The sequence below is a fragment of the Pseudescherichia sp. genome (assembly GCF_032052675.1).
Lineage (GTDB): Bacteria > Pseudomonadota > Gammaproteobacteria > Enterobacterales > Enterobacteriaceae > Pseudescherichia.
Window position 1 is genome coordinate 219371 of record NZ_DAMBWA010000004.1, and the last position, 22445, is coordinate 241815.

Here is a 22445-nt window from a genome sequence, read left to right on the forward strand (position 1 = left end):
AAAGTCAAAATTAGGACTCGCTGTGTCTAACCGATCCTCTTCTCGCCTGGCGATCGCTGACTGCGGACCGGCGATTATACCTGAAGAAAGGACTTTAGATGCTTTTAGCGATGGCGCTGTTAATTATTGGTTTACTTTTGGTGGTCTACAGTGCCGATCGTCTGGTGTTTGCCGCATCTATTCTCTGTCGGAGCGTCGGGATCCCGCCGCTGATCATCGGTATGACGGTGGTCACCATCGGCACCTCCCTGCCAGAAATCATTGTCTCAATGGCCGCCTCCCTGCATGGGCAGATGGATTTAGCGATTGGCACGGCGCTGGGCTCTAATACTGTCAATATTCTGCTGATCCTCGGTCTGGCCGCCCTGTTCCATCCATTTACCGTACATTCTGATATTCTGCGTCGCGAAATCCCGCTAATGTTGATCGTTAGCGCGCTGGCCGGCGTGGTGCTGTACGATGGCCAGCTTAGCCGGGCGGACGGCCTCTTTTTACTGCTGTTAGCCGTGCTCTGGCTGGTATTCATTGTTAAGATTGGCCGCCAGGGCAACGATAGCCTGACGCGGGAGCAGCTGGCAGAGCTGCCCCGGGAAGGTAGCCTGTCGGTGGCGTTTCTCTGGCTGGGCGTCGCGCTTATCGTTATGCCGATGGCAACCCGCATGGTGATTGATAACGCCACGGTGCTGGCCAACGTGCTGGGGATGAGCGAGCTGACCATTGGCCTGACGGTCATTGCCATTGGCACCAGCCTGCCGGAGCTGGCCACCGCTATCGCCGGGGCACGGAAAGGCGAAGATGATATCGCCATCGGTAATATTATCGGCTCCAGCATTATTAATATCGCCATTGTACTGGGCCTGCCCGCGCTGATTGTACCTGGCTCCTTTAATCCGCTGGCCTTTACGCGCGACTACGGCGTGATGCTGGTGGTCAGCGTTATCTTTGCCCTGCTGTGCTGGCGTCGGCAGCGCCAGACGGGCAGAGGCGCAGGGGCGCTGTTACTGGGCGGTTTTATTATATGGATGGCGATGCTCTACTGGCTATCGCCGTATATCACTGGATAATCGGAAACCTATTATGTCGCACATAGATTTGCCGCCGGGCTTTGACTTTCAACAGGCAGGCAGGGATGTTCTGACCATTGAACGTGAAGGCCTGGCCGAGCTTGACCGCTATATCAACGAGGACTTTACCGAAGCCTGCGAAAAGATGTTCTACTGCGCCGGTAAAGTGGTGGTGATGGGCATGGGCAAATCTGGCCATATCGGGCGTAAAATGGCGGCGACCTTTGCCAGCACCGGCACGCCGTCGTTTTTTGTTCATCCTGGCGAGGCCGCCCACGGCGATCTCGGCATGGTTGCGCCGCAGGATATCGTGATCGCCCTGTCAAACTCCGGTGAATCTAACGAAATCCTTGCGCTTATTCCGGTGCTGAAACGTCTGCAGGTACCGTTAATCTGCGTTACCAGCCGTCCGGAGAGCAGCATGGCGCGGGCGGCAGATATTCATCTGTGCGTTAAAGTACCGCGTGAAGCCTGCCCGCTGGGGCTGGCACCCACCTCCAGCACCACGGCGGCGCTGGTGATGGGCGACGCGCTGGCGGTAGCGCTGCTGAAGGCGCGCGGCTTTACGGCCGAGGACTTTGCCCTCTCCCACCCCGGCGGCGCGCTCGGACGCAAACTGCTGCTGCGGGTGAACGATATTATGCACACCGGAGATGAGATCCCCCACGTCAGCAAAGACGCGTCCCTGCGCGACGCGCTGCTGGAGATCACCCGTAAAAATCTGGGGATGACGGTGGTGTGCGACGATCTGATGAAGATTGAAGGCATCTTCACCGATGGCGACCTGCGCCGCGTGTTTGATATGGGTGCCGACGTGAGAAACTTAGGTATCGCGGACGTCATGACTCCCGGCGGCATTCGCGTTCGCGCAGGTACGCTGGCGGTTGACGTCCTGAATTTGATGCAGTCCCGCCACATTACGGCGGTGATGGTAGCCGATGGCGACCAGTTGCTGGGTGTGGTACATATGCACGATCTGCTGCGTGCGGGCGTGGTGTAAAAAGGATACGAGAATGAGTAATGCTGGTGCGTCACTGGCGACCTGCTACGGGCCGGTCAGTACGCAAGTGATAGCGAAGGCGGAGAAGATCCGCCTGCTGATCCTGGACGTCGATGGCGTAATGTCTGACGGCCTGATTTTTATGGGTAATAATGGTGAAGAGCTGAAAGCGTTCAACGTGCGCGACGGCTACGGCATCCGCTGCGCGTTGACCTCGGGCATTGAGGTAGCGATTATTACCGGCCGCAAGGCTAAACTGCTGGAAGACCGCTGCGCTACGCTGGGGATCACGCACCTCTATCAGGGGCAGTCTGACAAATTGATTGCCTACCGGGAGCTGCTCACCACCCTCGCCGTGGATGCCGATGAGGTTGCCTACGTGGGTGACGACCTTATCGACTGGCCGGTGATGGCGGAAGTGGGTTTAAGCGTGGCCGTGGCCGATGCGCATCCGCTGCTGCTGCCGCGCGCAGACTACGTTACGCATATTCAGGGTGGACGCGGCGCGGTACGGGAAGTCTGCGACCTGCTGCTGCTGGCGCAGGGCAAACTGGAAGAGGCCAAAGGGCAATCGATATGAGTAAAACCAGACGTTGGGTTATCATTCTGCTATCGCTGGCGGTGCTGGTATTGATTGGCATCAACCTGACCGATCGGGACGATGACAGCGAGGTGGTGATCAACAATAGCGATCCGACCTACCGCAGCGAGCATACCGATACCGTGGTCTATAGCCCGGAAGGGGCGCTGAACTATCGCCTGATTGCCCAGCACGTTGAGTACTTTTCTGACCAGGCGGTGTCATGGTTTACACAGCCGGTATTAACGACCTTTGACGAAAATAAAGTGCCGACCTGGTCGATTAGGTCAGATAAAGCCAAACTGACTGATGACCGTATGCTGTATCTTTATGGACATGTTGAGGTCAATGCCCTGACAGCAGAGTCCCAACTGCGGAAAATTACGACGGATAACGCTCAGATTAACCTGATCACTCAGGATGTTACCTCGAACGATCTGGTCACGTTATACGGTACAACATTTAATTCCAGCGGCCTGAAAATGCGCGGCAACTTACGCAGCAAAAACGCCGAGCTGATTGAAAAGGTTAGAACCTCCTATGAAATTCAAAATAAACAAACTCAGCCTTAATCTTGCGCTTGCCAGCGTACTTCTGGCCGCGTCTGTCCCGGCGCTGGCGGTGACCGGCGATACCGATCAGCCGATCCATATTGAATCTGACCAGCAGTCTCTGGACATGCAGGGCAACGTGGTCACCTTCACCGGCAACGTGGTGGTGACCCAGGGCACGATTAAGATCAATGCCGATAAAGTGGTTGTTACCCGTCCGGGCGGCGAGCAGGGCAAAGAGATCATTGACGGCTACGGCAACCCGGCCACCTTCTACCAGATGCAGGATAACGGTAAGCCGGTGCAGGGTCATGCTGGACAGCTGCACTACGAGCTGCAAAATGACTTCGTCGTGCTGACCGGCAATGCCTTCCTTGAGCAGCAGGATAGCAATATCAACGGTGACAAGATTACCTATCTGGTCAAAGAGCAAAAAATGCAGGCGTTTAGCGAAAAAGGCAAGCGCGTGACCACCGTCCTGGTTCCGTCTCAGCTGCAGGACAAAGGCAATAAACCGGCACCGGCACAGAAGAAGAGTAACTAATTCGTTATGGCAACGTTAACTGCAAAAAATCTTGCTAAAGCCTATAAAGGCCGCCGCGTGGTCGAGGATGTCAGCCTGACCGTTAACTCTGGCGAAATTGTGGGCCTGCTTGGCCCTAACGGGGCGGGTAAAACCACCACGTTTTACATGGTCGTTGGCATTGTCTCCCGCGACGCGGGTAATATCATTATCGATGACGAAGATATTAGCCTGCTGCCGCTGCACGCCCGCGCGCGCCGTGGTATCGGCTATCTGCCGCAGGAGGCCTCCATTTTCCGCCGCCTGAGCGTGTATGATAACCTGATGGCAGTACTGCAAATTCGTGACGATCTCTCCTCGGAACAGCGTGAAGACCGCGCCAATGAGCTAATGGAAGAGTTTCACATCGAGCACCTGCGCGACAGCCTCGGCCAGGCTCTCTCCGGCGGCGAGCGCCGTCGCGTTGAGATCGCCCGCGCGCTGGCGGCAAATCCTAAATTTATCCTGCTGGATGAACCCTTTGCCGGCGTTGACCCCATCTCGGTTATCGACATTAAGCGCATCATTGAGCACCTGCGCGACAGCGGGCTCGGCGTGCTGATCACCGACCACAACGTGCGAGAGACGCTGGCCGTATGCGAGCGCGCCTACATCGTCAGCCAGGGTCATCTGATTGCCCACGGCACGCCGCAGCAAATCCTTGAAGACGAACAGGTTAAACGCGTATATCTTGGGGAAGACTTCAGACTCTGATAGGGTTAGTTACTGTAATGTTTTAGCGGGAGAGAAGTGCTCTGAACATGAAGCAAGGTTTGCAACTACGGCTAAGCCAACAGCTCGCCATGACGCCCCAACTGCAACAGGCTATTCGTCTGTTGCAGCTCTCGACGCTGGAACTTCAGCAAGAACTTCAGCAGGCGCTGGATAGTAACCCACTGCTGGAGCAAACCGATCTTCACGACGAAGTAGACGCACAGCAGACCCAGGACACCGAAACGTTAGACTCCGCCGACGCCCTTGAGCAGAAAGATATGCCCGAGGAGCTGCCGCTGGACGCCAGCTGGGATGAGATCTACACCGCCGGTACGCCGTCAGGCAACGGCGTGGACTATCAGGACGACGAGCTTCCCGTCTACCAGGGCGAAACCACCCAGTCGCTGCAGGACTACCTGATGTGGCAGGTGGAGCTGACCCCCTTCTCCGATACCGATCGCGCTATTGCGACCTCTATTGTCGACGCCGTGGATGAGACCGGCTACCTGACCGTCTCGCTGGAGGATATCCTCGACAGCATGGGCGACAGCAACGTTGGTCTGGATGAAGTCGAAGCGGTGCTGAAACGCGTCCAGCGTTTCGATCCGGTGGGCGTGGCGGCACGGGATCTGCGCGACTGCCTGCTGATCCAGCTCTCCCAGTTCGCCAGCGATACCCCGTGGCGGGCCGAAGCCAAACTGATCATCAGCGATCACCTCGATCTGCTGGCCAACCACGATTTCCGCACCCTGATGCGCGTTACCCGCCTGAAGGAAGAGGTGCTGAAAGAGGCGGTGAATCTGATCCAGTCCCTGGATCCTCGCCCTGGCCAGTCGATCCAGACCGGTGAGCCAGAGTATGTGATCCCCGACGTGCTGGTGCGCAAGCATAATGGCCGCTGGACGGTAGAGCTGAACGCTGACAGCATTCCGCGCCTGCAGATTAACCAGCACTATGCGGCCATGTGCAGCGGCACGCGCAACGACGCGGACAGCCAGTTTATCCGCAGCAATCTTCAGGAAGCCAAATGGCTGATTAAGAGCCTGGAGAGCCGCAACGATACCTTGCTGCGCGTCAGCCGCTGCATCGTTGAACAGCAGCAGGCCTTTTTCGACAAAGGCGAAGAGTTTATGAAACCGATGGTGCTGGCAGATATCGCCCAGGCCGTCGAGATGCATGAATCCACCATTTCACGCGTGACGACCCAAAAATACCTGCACAGCCCGAGGGGCATTTTTGAGCTTAAATACTTTTTCTCCAGCCATGTGAATACCGAAGGCGGCGGCGAAGCCTCATCGACGGCCATTCGTGCGCTGGTGAAGAAGCTGATAGCCGCAGAAAACCCTGCGAAACCACTGAGTGACAGTAAGTTGACCACCCTGCTGTCCGACCAGGGTATCATGGTGGCGCGCCGTACCGTTGCGAAGTATCGAGAGTCTTTATCCATCCCGCCGTCTAACCAGCGCAAGCAGCTGGTGTGACCCAACCGATAAGGAAGACACTATGCAGCTCAACATTACAGGGCACAATGTCGAAATTACTGAAGCACTGCGCGATTTTGTCGGTACAAAATTTGCTAAGCTGGAGCAGTACTTCGAGCGGATCAATCAGGTCTACATTGTGTTAAAAGTGGAGAAAGTGACTCACGTCGCGGACGCCACACTGCACGTAAACGGTGGCGAGCTTCACGCCAGTGCGGAAGGGCAAGACATGTATGCGGCCATTGACGGTTTAATTGATAAACTGGCGCGACAGCTAACCAAACATAAAGATAAACTGAAACAACACTAATTGTCCGGGCGTTCGACGGCATTTAGCAACCTGCTGTGGCAATGCAGCAGGTTGTCTGCACGAGCAACGCTTAGGTGAATTTATGATGAACAACGATTCCGCTCTTCAACTGAGCAATGTCCTTAACCAGGAATGTACCCGCAGCGGCGTGCACTGCCAGAGTAAAAAGCGTGCGCTGGAGATTATCAGCGAGCTGGCTGCGAAGCAGCTCAGCCTGCCGCCACAGGTGGTCTTTGAGGCTATTCTGACCCGTGAGAAGATGGGCAGTACCGGTATTGGCAACGGTATCGCCATTCCCCACGGCAAGGTAGAGGAAGATACCCTGCGCGCCGTCGGCGTTTTTGTGCAGCTGGAGACGCCTATCGCCTTTGATGCTATCGATAACCAGCCGGTGGATCTGCTGTTTGCCCTGCTGGTTCCTGCCGATCAGACAAAGACGCATCTGCATACGCTCTCCCTTGTTGCCCGTCGCCTGGCGGACAAAACCATCTGTCGACGCCTGCGCGCCGCGCAGAGCGATGAGGAGCTGTATCAGATCATCACGGATAGCGAAGGCAGCCATAATGACGCGTAACCGGGGAAATGCTTTTACATCTGCTCGCCTGAGGAGAAACGGTACATGGTACTGATGATCGTCAGCGGTCGCTCGGGTTCGGGTAAATCAGTTGCCCTGCGAGCGCTGGAAGACATGGGCTTCTACTGCGTGGATAACCTACCGGTGGTGCTGCTGCCCGAACTGGCGAAATCGCTGGCAGACCGCCAGATCTCTGCGGCCGTCAGCATTGACGTGCGTAACATGCCAGAGTCGCCAGAAATCTTTGAACAGGCAATGAACAACCTGCCGTCGGCCTTCTCGCCGCAGCTGCTGTTCCTTGATGCCGATCGCAATACGCTGATCCGCCGCTACAGTGATACCCGGCGCCTGCACCCTCTCTCCAGCAAGAACCTGTCGCTGGAGAGCGCCATCGATGAAGAGAGCGATCTGCTGGAGCCGCTGCGCTCGCGGGCGGATCTGATCGTTGATACCTCAGAGATGTCGGTGCACGAGCTGGCGGAGATGCTGCGTACCCGCCTGCTGGGCAAGCGCGAACGTGAGCTGACTATGGTCTTTGAGTCGTTCGGCTTCAAGCACGGCATTCCTATTGACGCCGACTACGTCTTTGACGTCCGCTTCCTGCCGAACCCGCACTGGGATCCGAAGCTGCGCCCGATGACCGGCCTTGATAAACCGGTGGCGGCGTTCCTTGACCGGCATACCGAAGTGCACAACTTTATCTACCAGACCCGCAGCTATCTCGAACTGTGGCTGCCGATGCTGGAGACCAACAACCGCAGCTATCTCACCGTCGCCATTGGCTGTACGGGGGGGAAACACCGTTCGGTCTATATTGCCGAGCAGCTGGCGGACTACTTCCGCTCGCGGGGTAAAAACGTGCAGTCCCGCCACCGCACGCTGGAAAAACGCAAAACATGACCGTTAAGCAGACCGTTGAGATCACAAACACGCTGGGGATGCATGCTCGCCCCGCGATGAAGCTGTTTGAGCTGGTTCAGGGGTTTGATGCGGAGGTGCTGCTGCGCAATGACGAAGGCACCGAGGCAGAGGCCAGCAGCGTGATTGCCCTGCTAATGCTCGACTCTGCCAAAGGCCGCCAGATTGAGATTGAAGCCAGCGGTCCGCAGGAGCAGGAGGCGCTTGCCGCCGTCATCGCCCTGTTCAACGCCGGTTTTGATGAAGACTAATTGCCGGTCGCGCCGGGTAGCGGCTACGCCTTACCCGGCCTATAACGCCTGTAAATTGTTCTTTTTGTGCGCTTAACCCCTGCCAACGTTTCCTTAAGATAACCTTAAGCTAGCCGTTTATTTTCCATTTAAGTTGCCTGGCCATACTTGGATTGTTTCCAAAACAATTTCCAAAAAAGCAGGACAACGTATGATTCGCTTATCTCATCTCACCCCGTTGGGCACCGGTCGGCACCGTCAATGCTATGCGCATCCGGATAATGCCCAGCGCTGCATTAAGATTATCTACAACTACGAGAGCGGCGGCGACAAAGAGATCAAGCGCGAGCTGAGCTACTATGCCCATCTCTCTCGCCGTTTAACAGACTGGAGCGGACTGCCGCGCTACTACGGCACGGTCGAAACCGATCTGGGGACGGGATACGTCTACGACATCATCACCGACTTTGACGGCTCCCCATCAAAAACCCTGACGGAGTATGCCGCCCAGTGCCGTGAAGCAGGCAACAGCAAGGCGCTCTACCCGCTGCTCAGGGCGCTAAAAAGCTACCTGCGCAAAAACCGTATCGTTACCATGAACCTGAAGCCGCAGAATGTGCTTTGCCGTCGCATCAGCCCGAATCACGTGGTGCCGGTGGTGTGCGACAACATTGGCGAAGGCACGCTGATCCCGCTGGCCACCTGGTCCGGCTGGGCCTGCGCACGTAAGCAGGCCCGCCTGTGGCAGCGCTTTATCGCTCAGCCCGCGCTGGCCAGCGGGCTCAGTGCAGCGAATGTTGGGTCATAAAGCCCTCTCCGCCTAGCTGGCGCATCTGGCGCAGGATCCACGCCTGACGGCTACGCACGTAGCCAGAGGGGGCATTGGCCTTAAAGCGGATAGGATTGGGCAGCACGGCCGCCAGCAGCGCGGCCTCTGACATGGTCAGGCGGCTGGCGGGCTTGTTAAAGTAGCGCTGGGCCGCCGCCTCAACGCCAAATATCCCCTCGCCAAACTCTGCGACGTTGAGATAAACCGTCAGGATCCGCCGCTTGCTCCACACCGTCTCCATTCCCAGCGTCAGCCCGGCCTCGAGTCCTTTACGCAGCCAGCTGCGTCCATCCCAAAGGAAGAGGTTTTTCGCCGTCTGCTGCGAGAGCGTAGACGCGCCGCGGATCCGGCTGGCGTTACGCTCGTTATGGGAAACTGCTTTCTGAATAGCATCGACGTCAAAACCCCAGTGCGTCGGGAAGGTCTGATCCTCAGCGGCAATCACCGCCAGCCCCATCCACGGTGAGATCTCATCCATGCCCACCCAGTCTGAGTGGGCAACATAGCCGACATCGCCGCTCAGCCAGGCTGATACCTGACGCTCCGCCATCACCGCCGAGAAGGGAACCGGCATAAAGCTGAACAGCAGGATGCCGCCCCCCCAGAGCAGGGCCAGTCCCAGCAGAATACCCAGCAGCAGACGCTTTAGTTTTGCCTTCAGTGAGGTACTGCGTGACTTCATTACGCCAACACCAGCACACGCGTAACCAGTTTCTCAATGCCGCTGGCGGCCTCGGCGATAGTCTGCGCCACCATATAGGCGGGAGTCGTTACCACCTTGTTCTCTTCGTCCACTACGATGTCATCCACCGGGCAGGTCACATGCTCCGCACCCATCTCCTCCAGCACGTCGGCGGTGTCGATGTCTGTCCCGATGGTCAGACGCAGCGGGAAATCAAAGATTTTCGGTAGCATAGCCGGTGCGATACAGATAAACCCCAGCGGTTTACCGGCGGCGTGCATCGCCAGCGCCAGCTGCTTTAGCCCGCTATCCACGCTGCACTCCGCGCCCTGGGTGGCGAAGTTACTGAGGTTCTTTGCCGCACCAAAGCCGCCCGGCACGATCAGGGCATCCAGCGCGTCGACGGAGGCCTGGCTTAGCGGCTGGATCGCGCCGCGGGCAATGCGTGCCGCCTCAATCAGTACGTTACGGCTCTCGGCCATTGGATCGCCGGTAAGATGGTTGATCACGTCCGATTGCGGTTTATCCGGGGCAAAACAGACCGCCTCCGCGCCGCTGCGGGCAATCGCTAATAGCGTAATGACGGCCTCATGAATTTCAGATCCGTCGTTAACGCCGCAGCCGCTCAGTACCACTCCCACTTTTTTCATTTTGCCGATCCTTTCTTGCAAGATGCTGACGCTTATTAAAAATTCCGATAAGAGCGCTACGCCTCACACATTTCATCGATTCATATAACAAATAAGTTAAGATTTGCTATCTTATGTGCGGGCTTGACAAATTTACCGCCTGTGCCCATTAAATAACCAACCCAAAAAATTCCGGCACAGCCACAATTTCCCTGGTGTTGGCGCAGTATTCGCGCACCCCGGTCTATCCGGGGTCATTTTTTGCCCGCCCCGGCTACCCACGCCTTAAGCACCGCAATATCGTCCTGCCAGGCCAGCTTCATCTCTTCAATCCATTCTCCTACGTTATCCCACCACGCCGGCAGGTCTGAAGACTGAATTTGCTTGCCCAGCTGTTGCAAACGGCGCAGACCAATCGATCCCGCCGCGCCCTTGATCTTATGTCCCTCTTCCGCAATCCCTTTCTGGTCGCGGGCGGTGAGGTTTGATTCAAGGATCGCGATATAGCCTGGCATCATCTTCTCGAACATCGCGATGCCGTCGACGATCACCTTTGGACCAATAATTTCAAGGTATTGCTCCAGCATCGGAACATCTAACAGCGTCTGTGCCTTATCGTTATCGACAGCGTCCACGGGACTCTCCTCTCCGTCGTCGTCACAGGTATCCCAAAACTTCTTGATCATCGCGGTCAGCGCCGGTACGGCCAGCGGCTTGCTCAGGACATTGTCCATCCCCGCGTCCAGGTACTCTTTTTTATCTTTCAATACGTTGGCGGTCAAGGCCACCAGCGGCGGCAGATCCTCGCGGGCGTAGTTCTGCGTCAGCTGACGGGAGATGTCCAGCCCGGTCATGTCCGGAAGCTGGATATCCAGCAGCAGCAGGTCGTACTCGCCCGGCGTAAACATCGCCAGCGCCTCTGTTCCGGTCATGGCAACGTCGACGCTGCAGCCCAGCTTCTCCAGCACCGATCGCGCTACGATCACGTTCAGCTCGATATCCTCGACCAGCAGCACGTTGAGAGCCGGCAGCGGCATCTCGTCATCTTCGAAGCCGTCTTCAACCTCCTCCGCTACGGCAGGGGCGTGCACCGTCAGCACAAAGCGCGAGCCTTTGCCCGGCTGGCTGCTGACCGTGATGTCGCCGCCCATGCTTTTCGCCAGACGGCGCGAGACCGCAAGGCCAATCCCCGTCCCGGTGGCCGGTTTGCCGCCGTGCTTGTCTTTAACCTGGTAGTACATGGCGAAAATTTTATCCTGCTCCGCCGGCGGGATGCCGATGCCGGAGTCCTCAACCTCGAAGCGCAGCATCTCGTTATCGTCATAGCGAATGCGCACCGTTACCTGACCCTGCTGGGTAAACTTCACCGCGTTGCTGATGAGGTTCCACAGGATCTGCCGCAGCCGGGTACCGTCGGTGATCACTTTATGCGGCAGCGGCAGCGTCGGCTCGACGACAAAGCTCAGCCCCTTCTGCTGCGCCTGCAGGCCGGAGAGCGTTTCGAGATCGGCCCGGAAGCTGGTGAAGTCCACCGGCTGGTTGTCTAGCTGTACCTTGTGGCGCTCCATCTTGTCCATATCAATAATATCGTTGAAGATATTACCCAGCGTGACCGCAGAGACGTGGATCGTCTTCAGGTACTTCTCCTGCTCGTCGCTCAGCTCGGTGTCGAGCAGGATGCGGCTCAGGCCGACGATGCCGTTCAGCGGCGTGCGCAGCTCGTGGCTGATGGTGGAGATGAAGGTGGTTTTGTCCCGGCTGGCGCGCTCCAGCGCGTCCTGGTAACGCTTGCGCTCGGTAATATCCCGGCCAAAGCCCATCAGCCCGTGGCGTTTACCCACCCGGTCATAGTAGGGAACCTTGCGGATCTCAAAGCAGGCTTTGCGCCCGTCAGGATACTCCAGCCACTGCTCATAGGTCAGGGAGACGTTGTGACGGAATACCTTCTCATCGGTTTCGTTGACCTTCTCCGCTGCCTCCGGCGAGTAGACGTCGTCCGGCTTGAGGTTAACCAGCTGCTTCTCACTTTTGCCGGTCAGCAGCTCCATCGCCCGGTTGCAGCCAGAGAACTCTTTATCTTCGTTGCGGTAGAAGACCAGATCCGGCGAGGCGTCGAGGAACGAGCGCAGGAATGAGGACTGCTGCTCCAGCTGGATCTGGGTCTGCTCGCGCTCCTGCATCTCAATCTTAAGCTGTTCAAAGGTCGCCTGGCGCTCGGCCTCGGCGATAGCACGGTCGTTGAGCACCTGGTTGAGCGTAGAGATGTTCTCTTTCAGCTGAACGTTGAGCTTGAGGTCGCGCTCGCGCATCTCTTCGAGCTTCTCCACCAGCTTAGACAGCCGCTGGCGGGACTCCTCCAGCTGCTCAACCACCACCGACAGAAAGTAGACCGCCCACGGGGTGATCAGCAGCCCGAAGAAGATCGAGCGGATCACGTCAATGCTCTCGACCCGGCCATGCAGCACCATTGTTACGGCCATCTGGACAACAATCGCCAGTACGACCAGCGCGAGGGCCAGCAGCATGGAGAAGCGTACCAGACCCAGCTTCATCATCAGATCGACATAGTACTGCGCGAGTAATCGGATTTGCTTCATTAACGAGTTCCTTCACCACAACGTCGCACAATAATACTCAATTCTGAGCAAAGCGTTGAAGGTTGTGCAAAAAAGTGTGGGATTCAACCTTAGGCCGAATAAGGCGTCATCCGTCGTGACCGGGTCCGCATAGATTTGTCAGGTGGCGCTTCGCTTACCTGACCTACAAAGACACTGCCCGCTTAAGCCAACCACGGCCTTCCCAGCGCGGAGCCTTGCGCCCCGTGGGCGTTGAGATACTTATCCAGCTCTACCATACCGGTCCAGCGATTCTCGCACCACAGCGGCGCGAGCAGGGTCGGACGGCGGGCGCTGGCGGAGATACGGTGGTAGATAACCTCCGGCGGCGTATGGCGGATCATCTCCCCGGCGGCGCGGGTATAGGCATCCAGCTCGATACCGCTCAGCCGCCCGGTCTGCCAGGCCCTGGCCATCGTGCTGCCGGTGACGATATGCAGCGGATGCAGCTTGATGCCATCAACGCCGGTCTCAACCACCCGCTGTAGCGTCGCAAGGCACTCCGCCTCCCCCTCCCCCGGCAGGCCAACGATCAGGTGGCTGCATACGTTCAGCCCGCGCTGGCGAGCCAGCCGGGTGGTGCGCTGATAGCAGGCGAAGTCGTGACCGCGGTTGATGCGGTGCAGGGTTTTATCGTGAGCCGTTTGCAGGCCCAGCTCCAGCCAGACCTCATAGCCCTGCTGCTGGTATTCGCTGAGCAGATCCAGCACCGCCTCTGGAACGCAGTCCGGGCGCGTCCCTACGCACAGCCCGACAATATTGGCCTGGCCCACCGCCTGCTGGTACATTGCCCGCAGCACCTGTACCTCGGCCCAGGTGCTGGTATAGGCCTGGAAATAGGCAAGGTAGCGCTGGGCACGGTTAACGCGCGTCGCCTGGTAAGCCAGCTGCTCGGTAATGGAGTGGTTCTGCTGGGTCTCGTCGGCAAATGAGGCTACGTTGCAAAAGGTGCAGCCGCCGCGGCCAATAGTGCCATCGCGATTCGGACAGCTAAATCCGCCGTGCAGGGTGAGCTTATGGACTTTTTCGCCATAGCGGCGGGCAAGATCCCCACCAAACATGTTGACTAATTTTTGTAACTGCATAATCTGAAAGGCCGCCCTGAAGAAAGGGCCAAGCCTGCCACTTTTAGACTCCGTCGGCGATGACCTGGATCAAGCGCCATAGCGGCGCTATTTTCTTTGCATAATCAAGCAAAATTACCGCTATTTCATTCATGGCAATGTTGATTACTTTTCCTTATATTGCGGACCTGTTTTTCGACAATTTTTGCGCAAGTGTAAAACAGTGTCTTTATGCGGGTTACTCAGCCGAACCAGCGAAAAATAGCGCACTAAGGTAAAAAAACAGGTGATACCAATAACAATAGCGCTTTCTTATAGTGAGAGAGATCACACTCTGCCACTGGCTGCTGCAGCTGTAACACGCCTGTAAAATAGCAAAATACCTTATAAAATTAGGAACTTAACCCCTTGTTAGCACATTTTCGCATAAATAAGATTGTGATTTGACCTGTGTGTCGATTCCCGATAAGTTGGATATCCGCTGGAAGCTTTCTGGGTGAGCAGTCTGCTCACCATATTTATGCAGTAATTTAGATTCCCTCTGAAGCAAGTCCTCAACACTTGTTTGACCTACGCGAAAAGGATGATAGAGGGCGACATGCGAGGCCTGTAGGCTCCGTCGCCACGCCCTTTCTGCGCCTGCGCGCCACGGTCATGAGAGAGTCACGTAGAGCCTGGGGAGGTTCACTGATATGTTGTACGATAAATCTCTTGAGAGAGATAACTGTGGTTTCGGCCTGATCGCCCACATAGAAGGCGAACCTAGCCACAAGGTAGTGCGTACCGCTATTCACGCACTGGCCCGAATGCAGCACCGCGGTGCGATCCTTGCCGATGGTAAAACCGGCGACGGTTGTGGCCTGCTGCTGCAAAAACCTGACCGTTTCTTCCGCCTGGTTGCCGAAGAGCGCGGCTGGCGCTTAGCCAAAAATTACGCCGTGGGCATGCTGTTCCTGAACCAGGACGCTGAAAAGGCCGCCGTTGCGCGCCGCATCGTCGAAGAAGAACTTCAGCAAGAGACCCTGTCTATCGTGGGCTGGCGTGATGTGCCGACCAACGAAGGGGTGCTCGGTGAAATCGCCCTCTCCTCGCTGCCACGTATTGAGCAAATTTTTGTTAACGCCCCTGCGGGCTGGCGTCCGCGTGATATGGAGCGCCGTCTGTTTATTGCACGCCGCCGTATCGAAAAACGCCTTCAGGAGGATAAAGAGTTCTACGTCTGTAGCCTCTCTAACCTCGTCAACATCTATAAAGGTCTCTGTATGCCGGCGGATCTGCCGCGCTTCTACCTGGACCTCGCGGATCTGCGTCTGGAGTCGGCCATCTGCCTGTTCCACCAGCGCTTCTCCACCAACACCGTACCGCGCTGGCCGCTGGCCCAGCCGTTCCGCTACCTGGCCCACAACGGTGAGATCAACACCATCACCGGTAACCGCCAGTGGGCGCGCGCGCGTACCTATAAATTCAAGACGCCGCTGATCCCGGATCTGCACGACGCCGCGCCGTTCGTCAACGAAACCGGCTCCGACTCCAGCTCGCTGGATAACATGCTCGAGCTGCTGCTGGCGGGCGGGATGGACATCGTGCGCGCCATGCGCCTGCTGGTGCCGCCAGCCTGGCAGAACAACCCGGATATGGATCCGGAGCTGCGCGCCTTCTTTGACTTCAACTCCATGCACATGGAGCCGTGGGATGGTCCGGCGGGCATCGTCATGTCCGACGGTCGCTTTGCCGCCTGTAACCTGGACCGTAACGGTCTGCGCCCGGCGCGCTACGTCATCACCAAAGATAAGCTGATCACCTGCGCCTCAGAAGTGGGGATCTGGGACTACCAGCCGGATGAAGTGGTAGAAAAAGGCCGCGTTGGGCCAGGCGAGCTGATGGTGATAGACACCCGCGGCGGCCGCATTCTGCACTCCGGCGAAACCGATAACGATCTGAAGAGCCGCCACCCCTATAAAGAGTGGATGGAGAAGAACGTGCGCCGTCTGGTGCCGTTTGAAGATCTGCCGGATGACGCAGTGGGCAGCCGTGAAATGGGCGATGACCTGCTGGCTAGCTTCCAGAAGCAGTTTAACTACAGCGCCGAAGAGCTGGATTCCGTGATCCGCGTGCTGGGTGAAAACGGCCAGGAGGCGGTCGGCTCAATGGGTGACGATACCCCGTTCGCCGTGCTCTCCAGCCAGCCGCGCATCATTTACGACTACTTCCGCCAGCAGTTTGCGCAGGTGACCAACCCGCCAATCGATCCGCTGCGTGAAGCGCACGTGATGTCGCTCGCCACCAGCATCGGCCGGGAGATGAACGTCTTCTGTGAAGCCGAAGGCCAGGCGCATCGTCTGACCTTTAAATCACCGATCCTGCTCTACTCCGACTTTAAACAGCTGACCACCATGTCGGAACACCACTACCGCGCCGACACGCTGGATATCACCTTTGACGTCAACACCGCGTCGCTGGAAGACACGGTGAGCGCGCTGTGTGATAAAGCAGAGCAGATGGTGCGCGACGGCACGGTGCTGCTGGTGCTCTCTGACCGCAACATCGCTAAAGATCGCCTGCCGGTTCCGGCTCCGATGGCGGTGGGGGCTATCCAGACCCGCCTCGTGGAGAAGAGCCTGCGCTGCGATGCCAACATCATCGTTGAGACCGCCAGCGCCCGCGATCCGCACCACTTCGCCGTGCTGCTGGGCTTCGGCGCGACGGCTATCTACCCGTACCTCGCCTATGAGACGCTGGCGAAGCTGGTGGATACGCACGCCATCGATAAGAACTACCGTACCGTGATGCTGAACTACCGTAACGGCATCAACAAAGGTCTGTATAAGATCATGTCCAAAATGGGCATCTCCACCATCGCCTCCTACCGCTGCTCGAAGCTGTTCGAAGCGGTCGGCCTGCATGATGAGGTTGCCGATCTCTGCTTCCAGGGCGTGATCAGCCGCATCGGCGGCGCGGGCTTTGCTGACTTCCAGCAGGATCTGCTTAACCTGTCGAAGCGTGCCTGGCTGGCGCGTAAACCGCTGGAACAGGGCGGCCTGCTGAAGTACGTGCACGGCGGTGAATACCATGCCTACAACCCGGACGTGGTGCGCACCCTGCAACAGGCGGTACAGAGCGGCGAGTACAGCGACTATCAGCAGTACGCGAAGCTGGTCAACGAGCGCCCGGCGGCTACGCTGCGCGATCTGCTGCACATCACCCCGCCTGCGGATGCGGTGAACGTTGATGACGTGGAGCCCGCCAGCGAGCTGTTTAAACGCTTCGATACCGCGGCGATGTCTATCGGCGCGCTGAGTCCGGAAGCCCACGAAGCGCTGGCCGAAGCGATGAACAGCATCGGCGGCAACTCGAACTCCGGCGAAGGCGGAGAAGATCCGGCTCGCTACGGCACCAACAAAGTGTCGCGTATCAAGCAGGTTGCCTCCGGCCGCTTCGGCGTGACCCCGGCCTACCTGGTGAACGCGGACGTTATTCAGATTAAAGTGGCCCAGGGCGCGAAGCCTGGGGAAGGCGGCCAGCTGCCGGGGGATAAAGTCACCCCGTACATTGCTAAGCTGCGCTACTCGGTGCCGGGCGTGACCCTGATCTCCCCGCCGCCGCACCACGATATCTACTCCATCGAGGATCTGGCCCAGCTGATCTTTGACCTCAAGCAGGTCAATCCGAAGGCTATGATCTCCGTGAAGCTGGTCTCCGAGCCGGGCGTGGGCACCATCGCCACCGGCGTGGCAAAAGCCTATGCGGATCTCATCACCATTGCCGGCTACGACGGCGGCACTGGCGCAAGCCCGCTCTCCTCAGTGAAATACGCGGGCTGCCCGTGGGAGCTGGGGCTGGTTGAGACCCAGCAGGCGCTGGTGGCGAACGGCCTGCGTCACAAGATCCGTCTGCAGGTCGACGGCGGCCTGAAAACCGGCGTAGACATCATCAAAGCGGCAATTCTGGGTGCAGAGAGCTTCGGCTTCGGCACCGGCCCGATGGTAGCGCTGGGCTGTAAATACCTGCGTATTTGCCACCTGAACAACTGCGCAACCGGCGTTGCAACCCAGGATGACAAGCTGCGTAAGAACCACTATCACGGCCTGCCGTTCAAAGTGACCAACTACTTTGAATTTATCGCTCGTGAGACCCGGGAGCTGATGGCGCAGCTGGGCGTGACCCGCCTGGTGGACCTGATTGGCCGTACCGATCTGCTTACCGCGCTGGAGGGCTTTACTGCCAAACAGCAGAAGCTGGATCTGTCGAAGCTGCTGGAGACCGCCGAGCCGCATCCGGGCAAAGCGCTTCACTGCACCGAGCACAACCCGCCGTTTGATAACGGCGTGCTCAACGCCCAGCTGCTGAATCAGGCGAAGCCGTTCGTGGACGAGCGCCAGAGCAAAACCTTCTGGTTTGATATTCGCAACACCGACCGTTCGGTGGGCGCATCGCTCTCCGGCTACATTGCCCAGACGCATGGCGATCAGGGCCTGGCGTCGGATCCGATTAAAGCCCACTTCAGCGGCACCGCAGGCCAGAGCTTCGGCGTGTGGAACGCCGGCGGCGTTGAGCTCTACCTGACCGGGGATGCCAACGACTACGTCGGTAAAGGCATGGCGGGCGGTCTGCTGGCGGTGCGTCCGCCGGTCGGCTCGGCCTTCCGTAGCCATGAAGCGAGCATTATTGGTAACACCTGCCTGTACGGCGCGACCGGGGGTCGTCTGTACGCCGCAGGCCGCGCGGGCGAACGTTTCGGGGTGCGTAACTCCGGGGCCATCACCGTGGTGGAAGGCATTGGTGACAACGGCTGTGAATATATGACCGGCGGCATCGTCTGTATTCTTGGCAAGACAGGTGTCAACTTTGGCGCGGGTATGACCGGCGGCTTCGCCTACGTGCTGGATGAAGACGGCGAGTTCCGCAACCGCGTGAACCCGGAGCTGGTGGAAGTGCTGAGCGTCGATGACCTCGCGATCCACGAAGAGCACCTGCGCGGTCTGATCACCGAGCATGTACAGCATACCGGCTCCTCGCGTGGGGAAGAGATTCTGGCGCACTGGCCTGCCTTCGCCGCGAAGTTTGCGCTGGTTAAGCCGAAGTCCAGCGATGTTAAAGCCCTGTTGGGTCACCGTAGTCGCAGCGCCGCAGAGTTGCGCGTGCAGGCGCAGTAAGAGGTAGCAATGAGCCAAAACGTGTACCAGTTTATTGACTTACAGCGCGTGGATCCGCCTAAGAAAGCGCTGAAGATCCGTAAAATCGAATTTGTTGAGATCTATGAGCCGTTCTCAGAGGGCCAGGCCAAAGCGCAGGCAGATCGCTGCCTCTCCTGCGGCAACCCGTACTGTGAATGGAAGTGCCCGGTGCATAACTACATCCCGAACTGGCTGAAGCTGGCCAACGAGGGGCGTATTTTTGAAGCCGCCGAGCTGTCGCACCAGACCAACACCCTGCCGGAAGTGTGCGGTCGGGTCTGTCCGCAGGATCGCCTTTGCGAAGGATCCTGCACCCTGAACGACGAGTTCGGCGCGGTGACCATCGGCAACATTGAGCGCTATATCAACGATAAAGCGTTCGAGATGGGCTGGCGTCCGGACCTGACCGGCGTGAAGCAGACCGACAAGCGCGTCGCCATTATCGGCGCGGGCCCGGCAGGCCTGGCGTGCGCCGACGTGCTGACCCGCAACGGCGTAAAGGCGGTAGTATTCGATCGCCATCCGGAGATTGGCGGCCTGCTGACCTTTGGTATTCCGGCCTTCAAGCTGGAGAAAGAGGTGATGACCCGCCGCCGGGAGATCTTCACCGGCATGGGCATTGAGTTCAAACTCAACGTCGAAGTGGGCCGCGACGTGCAGCTTGAAGAGCTGCTGAAAGATTACGATGCGGTGTTCCTCGGCGTGGGCACCTATCAGTCCATGCGCGGCGGTCTGGAGAACGAAGATGCCTCTGGCGTGTTTGACGCCCTGCCGTTCCTGATCGCTAACACCAAGCAGATCATGGGCTTCGGTGAGACCGCAGAAGAGCCTTTCGTCAGCATGGAAGGCAAGCGCGTGGTGGTGCTGGGCGGCGGTGATACCGCGATGGACTGCGTACGCACCTCTATTCGCCAGGGTGCCACCCACGTGACCTGTGCCTATCGCCGTGACGAAGAGAACATGCCAGGCTCCCGCCGCGAAGTGAAAAACGCGCGTGAAGAGGGCGTGGAGTTCCAGTTCAACGTTCAGCCGCTGGGTATTGAAGTGAACGCTAACGGCAAGGTGAGCGGCGTGAAGATGGCGCGTACCGAAATGGGCGCACCGGATGCGCACGGTCGCCGCCGGGCTGAGATCGTCGCTGGCTCCGAGCACGTGGTACCGGCCGATGCAGTGGTGATGGCGTTTGGTTTCCGTCCGCACAGCATGTCCTGGCTGGCGCAGCACAGCGTTGAGCTGGACGCCCAGGGCCGCATCATCGCCCCGGAAGGCAACGAAAACGCCTTCCAGACCAGCAACCCGAAAATCTTCGCCGGTGGTGACATCGTACGCGGCTCGGACCTGGTGGTGACGGCGATTGCTGAAGGGCGTAAAGCCGCCGACGGCATCATGAATTACCTCGAAGTGTAAACAACGAGCCGGATGGGCAAATGCCATCCGGCTTTTTTTATGCCTCTAACAGACTGGCACGAACCTTCACAACCACTTTCTTAATATCGCGCGTCGACTCAATCACACAGCCCGGCTTATGTGGCTCGCCAGGCATAAATACCGCAAACATCCCGGGACTCAATACCACCGACTGCTCTCCCGCAATCTGGCTGCACAGCTGATAGTCCTCGGGGATATGCTTCTCCTCGCACTCACGCGCTGAGCCCGCAGTACCAAACAGAATGCGTTCTTCTCCAGCCAGAAGCAGCTGGATATCTATATACTGCTCATGCAGTTCAGCCCGCTTCGTGACGGGCTCCTGGGTAGCAAACTGCATAACATTCATGAAGATATCATCGTCCTGTAGGATGTAGTGCCCGGGAGGTTTCTCCTGCGGACTGGCGGTGAGTGCCAGCGTTAACGCGTTGATCAATATGGCGGGTAGGCCTGAGGATTTCAGCGACTGCACCTCTCCCAATATCATACCTGCTCTCCTTGTGCTAACAGCGCCGCGCCCAATAGCCCGGCGTCATGACGGTAGTGTGCTGCCCGAAGGGAGACCTGATAAACAGCGGGCTCCTGCGCCAGAAAATCTGCAACCTGCGCTAAATAGCCCTCAGCCAGCCCAACGCTGCCCCCCACAACCACCACCTGACAGTCGGTGATGGCCTTCACGTCAGCGATAAGGCGTGCCAGCGTGCGTGCAGAATTTGCCACTAGCTTGCGCGCCTGGGGAGCGCCCTGTGCTGCATGCATGAATATCGCTTTGGCATCCAGCCCGGCCAGCTCATCTCTTGCCAAAGCGGCAATGCCGCGCCCCGATGCAATGGCCTCAACGCAGCCTCGCCGCCCGCAGCCGCAATAGGGACCGGCAGGATCGGCCAGCGTATGGCCCAGGTGCCCGGCCAGCCCACCGCTTCCCATAAGTAATTGTCCGTTGAGAACCACTCCGCCCCCCACGCCGGTGGAGACCGTCAGGAACACCATATCGTCATCGCCAGGCAAGGCACAAAACTCCGCCCAGGCCGCAGCCTGAGCATCATTGATTGCCATTACGGGTAAATCCGTTATCGCCGAGAGAAACCCAACGAGCGGAAACTGCGCCAGCCCGCCCAGGTTGGATGGATTGATGGCTGTCAGGACGCCACTATGAATGATCCCCGTCGAGGCTACCGCCACCCGCTCTGCCTGCGCCATGAATGGCACAACCAGCGAATGCAGAGCCTCCTGGAGTGCCTGCGACGTCTGGCTGGCTGGCGTGGCACACTCCCTGCGTGCCGTGATGGTTTGGCCCTCCACCAGGGCCGCAGCCAGCTTCGTACCGCCGATATCAATGGCCAATGTCGTCATTTCACCGCCTCACGCATGGCGTCATTAAACCACTGGCAGACATGCTCCAGCCGGGTGATTGCTGAGCCAACGGTGACGGCCCATGCTCCGTGTTGCATCGCCTGCGCCGCCAGCGCCGGTGAGTTGTACCGGCCCTCGGCAATGACGCGGCACCCCGCATCGCTTAACGCACGCACCAGCGCCAGGTCGGGATCGTTGGGCGTATCTGGCGTCAGGTAACCTGAGAGCGTAGAGCCTATCAGCTCCGCCCCGAGCCGCTGACAGTAGCGCCCATCCTCAAGGGAAGCACAGTCCGCCATAGCCAGCCGTTGGTGATGGTGGATCCGCTCCACAATGGCTTCACGCGTTGTTGGCCGAACGCGATCGGTGCCATCAAAGGCAATAATGTCGGCCCCCGCCTGCACCAGCGCATCCACATCCTCAAGAAAGGGGGTAATACGCACCGGCGAATCAGGCAGATCGCGCTTAATAATGCCAATAACAGGAACCGAAAGTAGTGGACGTGCGGCACGTAGATTCTCAATACCCTCAATGCGTACCGCCACGGCATCAGCCTGCTCTGCCGCCTGCGCCATTGCCGCGACAATGTCTGGCCTGTCCAGCGGGCTCCCCGGCACCGGCTGGCAGGAGACAATCAATCCGCCCAGTGCCGCGCTCTTTTGGCTTAGCGTTTCAATTAATGACATCACG

General features: G+C 58.3%; 21 protein-coding genes. 14 read left to right on the forward strand and 7 right to left on the reverse strand.

The genetic code is table 11. The features are described 5' to 3' along the window. Positions 1-98: 98 nt before the first annotated feature. The 12 genes from RTX96_RS07905 to yrbL all read left to right on the forward strand — a co-directional run bounded on the left by RTX96_RS07905 (position 99) and on the right by yrbL (position 8792). A complete protein-coding gene (locus RTX96_RS07905) occupies positions 99-1064 on the forward strand; it encodes a calcium/sodium antiporter (protein ID WP_312670673.1) in 966 nt (321 codons plus the stop codon). 13 nt (positions 1065-1077) lie between these two features. Continuing rightward, complete coding sequence (gene kdsD / locus RTX96_RS07910; protein ID WP_103821355.1) at positions 1078-2064, forward strand: arabinose-5-phosphate isomerase KdsD; 987 nt, start codon at positions 1078-1080, stop codon at positions 2062-2064. Between the two features lie 13 nt (positions 2065-2077). Further along, the gene (gene kdsC / locus RTX96_RS07915; protein WP_103821356.1) at positions 2078-2644 is read left to right on the forward strand and encodes a 3-deoxy-manno-octulosonate-8-phosphatase KdsC; all 567 of its coding nucleotides are present in this window, start codon (positions 2078-2080) and stop codon (positions 2642-2644) included. Further along, positions 2641-3216: an LPS export ABC transporter periplasmic protein LptC gene (gene lptC, locus RTX96_RS07920; RefSeq protein ID WP_103821357.1), complete on the forward strand. Its 576-nt coding sequence runs from the start codon at positions 2641-2643 to the stop codon at positions 3214-3216. Before kdsC ends, lptC begins: the two co-directional genes overlap by 4 nt. Further along, positions 3185-3739, forward strand: a complete 555-nt coding sequence (gene lptA, locus RTX96_RS07925; RefSeq protein ID WP_103821358.1) for a lipopolysaccharide ABC transporter substrate-binding protein LptA — start codon at positions 3185-3187, stop codon at positions 3737-3739. The genes lptC and lptA overlap by 32 nt, the downstream gene beginning before the upstream one ends. Before the next feature lie 6 nt (positions 3740-3745). Continuing rightward, on the forward strand, positions 3746-4471 hold the full coding sequence (gene lptB / locus RTX96_RS07930; RefSeq protein WP_103821359.1) for an LPS export ABC transporter ATP-binding protein: 726 nt from the start codon (positions 3746-3748) through the stop codon (positions 4469-4471). A 47-nt stretch (positions 4472-4518) separates the two neighbouring features. Then, positions 4519-5952: an RNA polymerase factor sigma-54 gene (gene rpoN / locus RTX96_RS07935; RefSeq protein ID WP_103821360.1), complete on the forward strand. Its 1434-nt coding sequence runs from the start codon at positions 4519-4521 to the stop codon at positions 5950-5952. A 22-nt stretch (positions 5953-5974) separates the two neighbouring features. Further along, positions 5975-6262, forward strand: a complete 288-nt coding sequence (hpf, locus tag RTX96_RS07940; protein WP_103821361.1) for a ribosome hibernation promoting factor — start codon at positions 5975-5977, stop codon at positions 6260-6262. Positions 6263-6344: 82 nt separating this feature from the next. After that, a complete protein-coding gene (gene ptsN / locus RTX96_RS07945; protein ID WP_103821362.1) occupies positions 6345-6836 on the forward strand; it encodes a PTS IIA-like nitrogen regulatory protein PtsN in 492 nt (163 codons plus the stop codon). A gap of 45 nt (positions 6837-6881) precedes the next feature. Then, on the forward strand, positions 6882-7736 hold the full coding sequence (gene rapZ / locus RTX96_RS07950) for an RNase adapter RapZ (protein WP_042390071.1): 855 nt from the start codon (positions 6882-6884) through the stop codon (positions 7734-7736). Further along, positions 7733-8005 carry a PTS phosphocarrier protein NPr gene (gene npr, locus RTX96_RS07955; protein ID WP_103821363.1) on the forward strand — a complete coding sequence of 91 codons (273 nt, stop codon included), beginning with the start codon at positions 7733-7735 and terminating at the stop codon, positions 8003-8005. Before rapZ ends, npr begins: the two co-directional genes overlap by 4 nt. Positions 8006-8195: 190 nt before the next feature. Beyond that, positions 8196-8792 (forward strand): PhoP regulatory network protein YrbL, encoded by a 597-nt coding sequence (yrbL, locus tag RTX96_RS07960; RefSeq protein WP_312670674.1) that lies wholly within the window; start codon positions 8196-8198, stop codon positions 8790-8792. On the opposite strand, the gene mtgA is transcribed toward yrbL, so the two are convergent. The 4 genes from mtgA to RTX96_RS07980 form a co-directional block, all read right to left on the reverse strand. Next, complete coding sequence (mtgA, locus tag RTX96_RS07965; protein ID WP_103821365.1) at positions 8767-9495, reverse strand: monofunctional biosynthetic peptidoglycan transglycosylase; 729 nt, start codon at positions 9493-9495, stop codon at positions 8767-8769. The two genes, yrbL and mtgA, sit on opposite strands and share 26 nt — an antisense overlap. Continuing rightward, the gene (gene elbB / locus RTX96_RS07970) at positions 9495-10145 is read right to left on the reverse strand and encodes an isoprenoid biosynthesis glyoxalase ElbB (protein WP_103821366.1); all 651 of its coding nucleotides are present in this window, start codon (positions 10143-10145) and stop codon (positions 9495-9497) included. The genes mtgA and elbB overlap by 1 nt, the downstream gene beginning before the upstream one ends. Positions 10146-10378: 233 nt before the next feature. After that, complete coding sequence (gene arcB, locus RTX96_RS07975) at positions 10379-12721, reverse strand: aerobic respiration two-component sensor histidine kinase ArcB (RefSeq protein WP_312670675.1); 2343 nt, start codon at positions 12719-12721, stop codon at positions 10379-10381. A 182-nt stretch (positions 12722-12903) separates the two neighbouring features. Then, positions 12904-13824 carry a TIGR01212 family radical SAM protein gene (locus RTX96_RS07980; protein ID WP_312670676.1) on the reverse strand — a complete coding sequence of 307 codons (921 nt, stop codon included), beginning with the start codon at positions 13822-13824 and terminating at the stop codon, positions 12904-12906. Between the two features lie 671 nt (positions 13825-14495). On the opposite strand from RTX96_RS07980, the gene gltB reads away from it, so the two are divergent. After that, complete coding sequence (gene gltB / locus RTX96_RS07985) at positions 14496-18956, forward strand: glutamate synthase large subunit (RefSeq protein WP_103821369.1); 4461 nt, start codon at positions 14496-14498, stop codon at positions 18954-18956. A gap of 9 nt (positions 18957-18965) precedes the next feature. Beyond that, the gene (locus RTX96_RS07990; protein ID WP_103821370.1) at positions 18966-20384 is read left to right on the forward strand and encodes a glutamate synthase small subunit; all 1419 of its coding nucleotides are present in this window, start codon (positions 18966-18968) and stop codon (positions 20382-20384) included. A gap of 37 nt (positions 20385-20421) precedes the next feature. On the opposite strand, the gene nanQ is transcribed toward RTX96_RS07990, so the two are convergent. From nanQ to RTX96_RS08005, 3 genes are read right to left on the reverse strand one after another with little or no spacing between them, the layout of a single operon-like run. Continuing rightward, entirely contained in the window at positions 20422-20889 is a 468-nt protein-coding gene (gene nanQ, locus RTX96_RS07995; RefSeq protein WP_312670677.1) for an N-acetylneuraminate anomerase, read from the reverse strand. Continuing rightward, positions 20886-21755, reverse strand: a complete 870-nt coding sequence (nanK, locus tag RTX96_RS08000; protein ID WP_312670678.1) for an N-acetylmannosamine kinase — start codon at positions 21753-21755, stop codon at positions 20886-20888. Before nanK ends, nanQ begins: the two co-directional genes overlap by 4 nt. Further along, complete coding sequence (locus tag RTX96_RS08005) at positions 21752-22441, reverse strand: N-acetylmannosamine-6-phosphate 2-epimerase (protein WP_312670679.1); 690 nt, start codon at positions 22439-22441, stop codon at positions 21752-21754. Before RTX96_RS08005 ends, nanK begins: the two co-directional genes overlap by 4 nt. Positions 22442-22445: the final 4 nt, after the last annotated feature.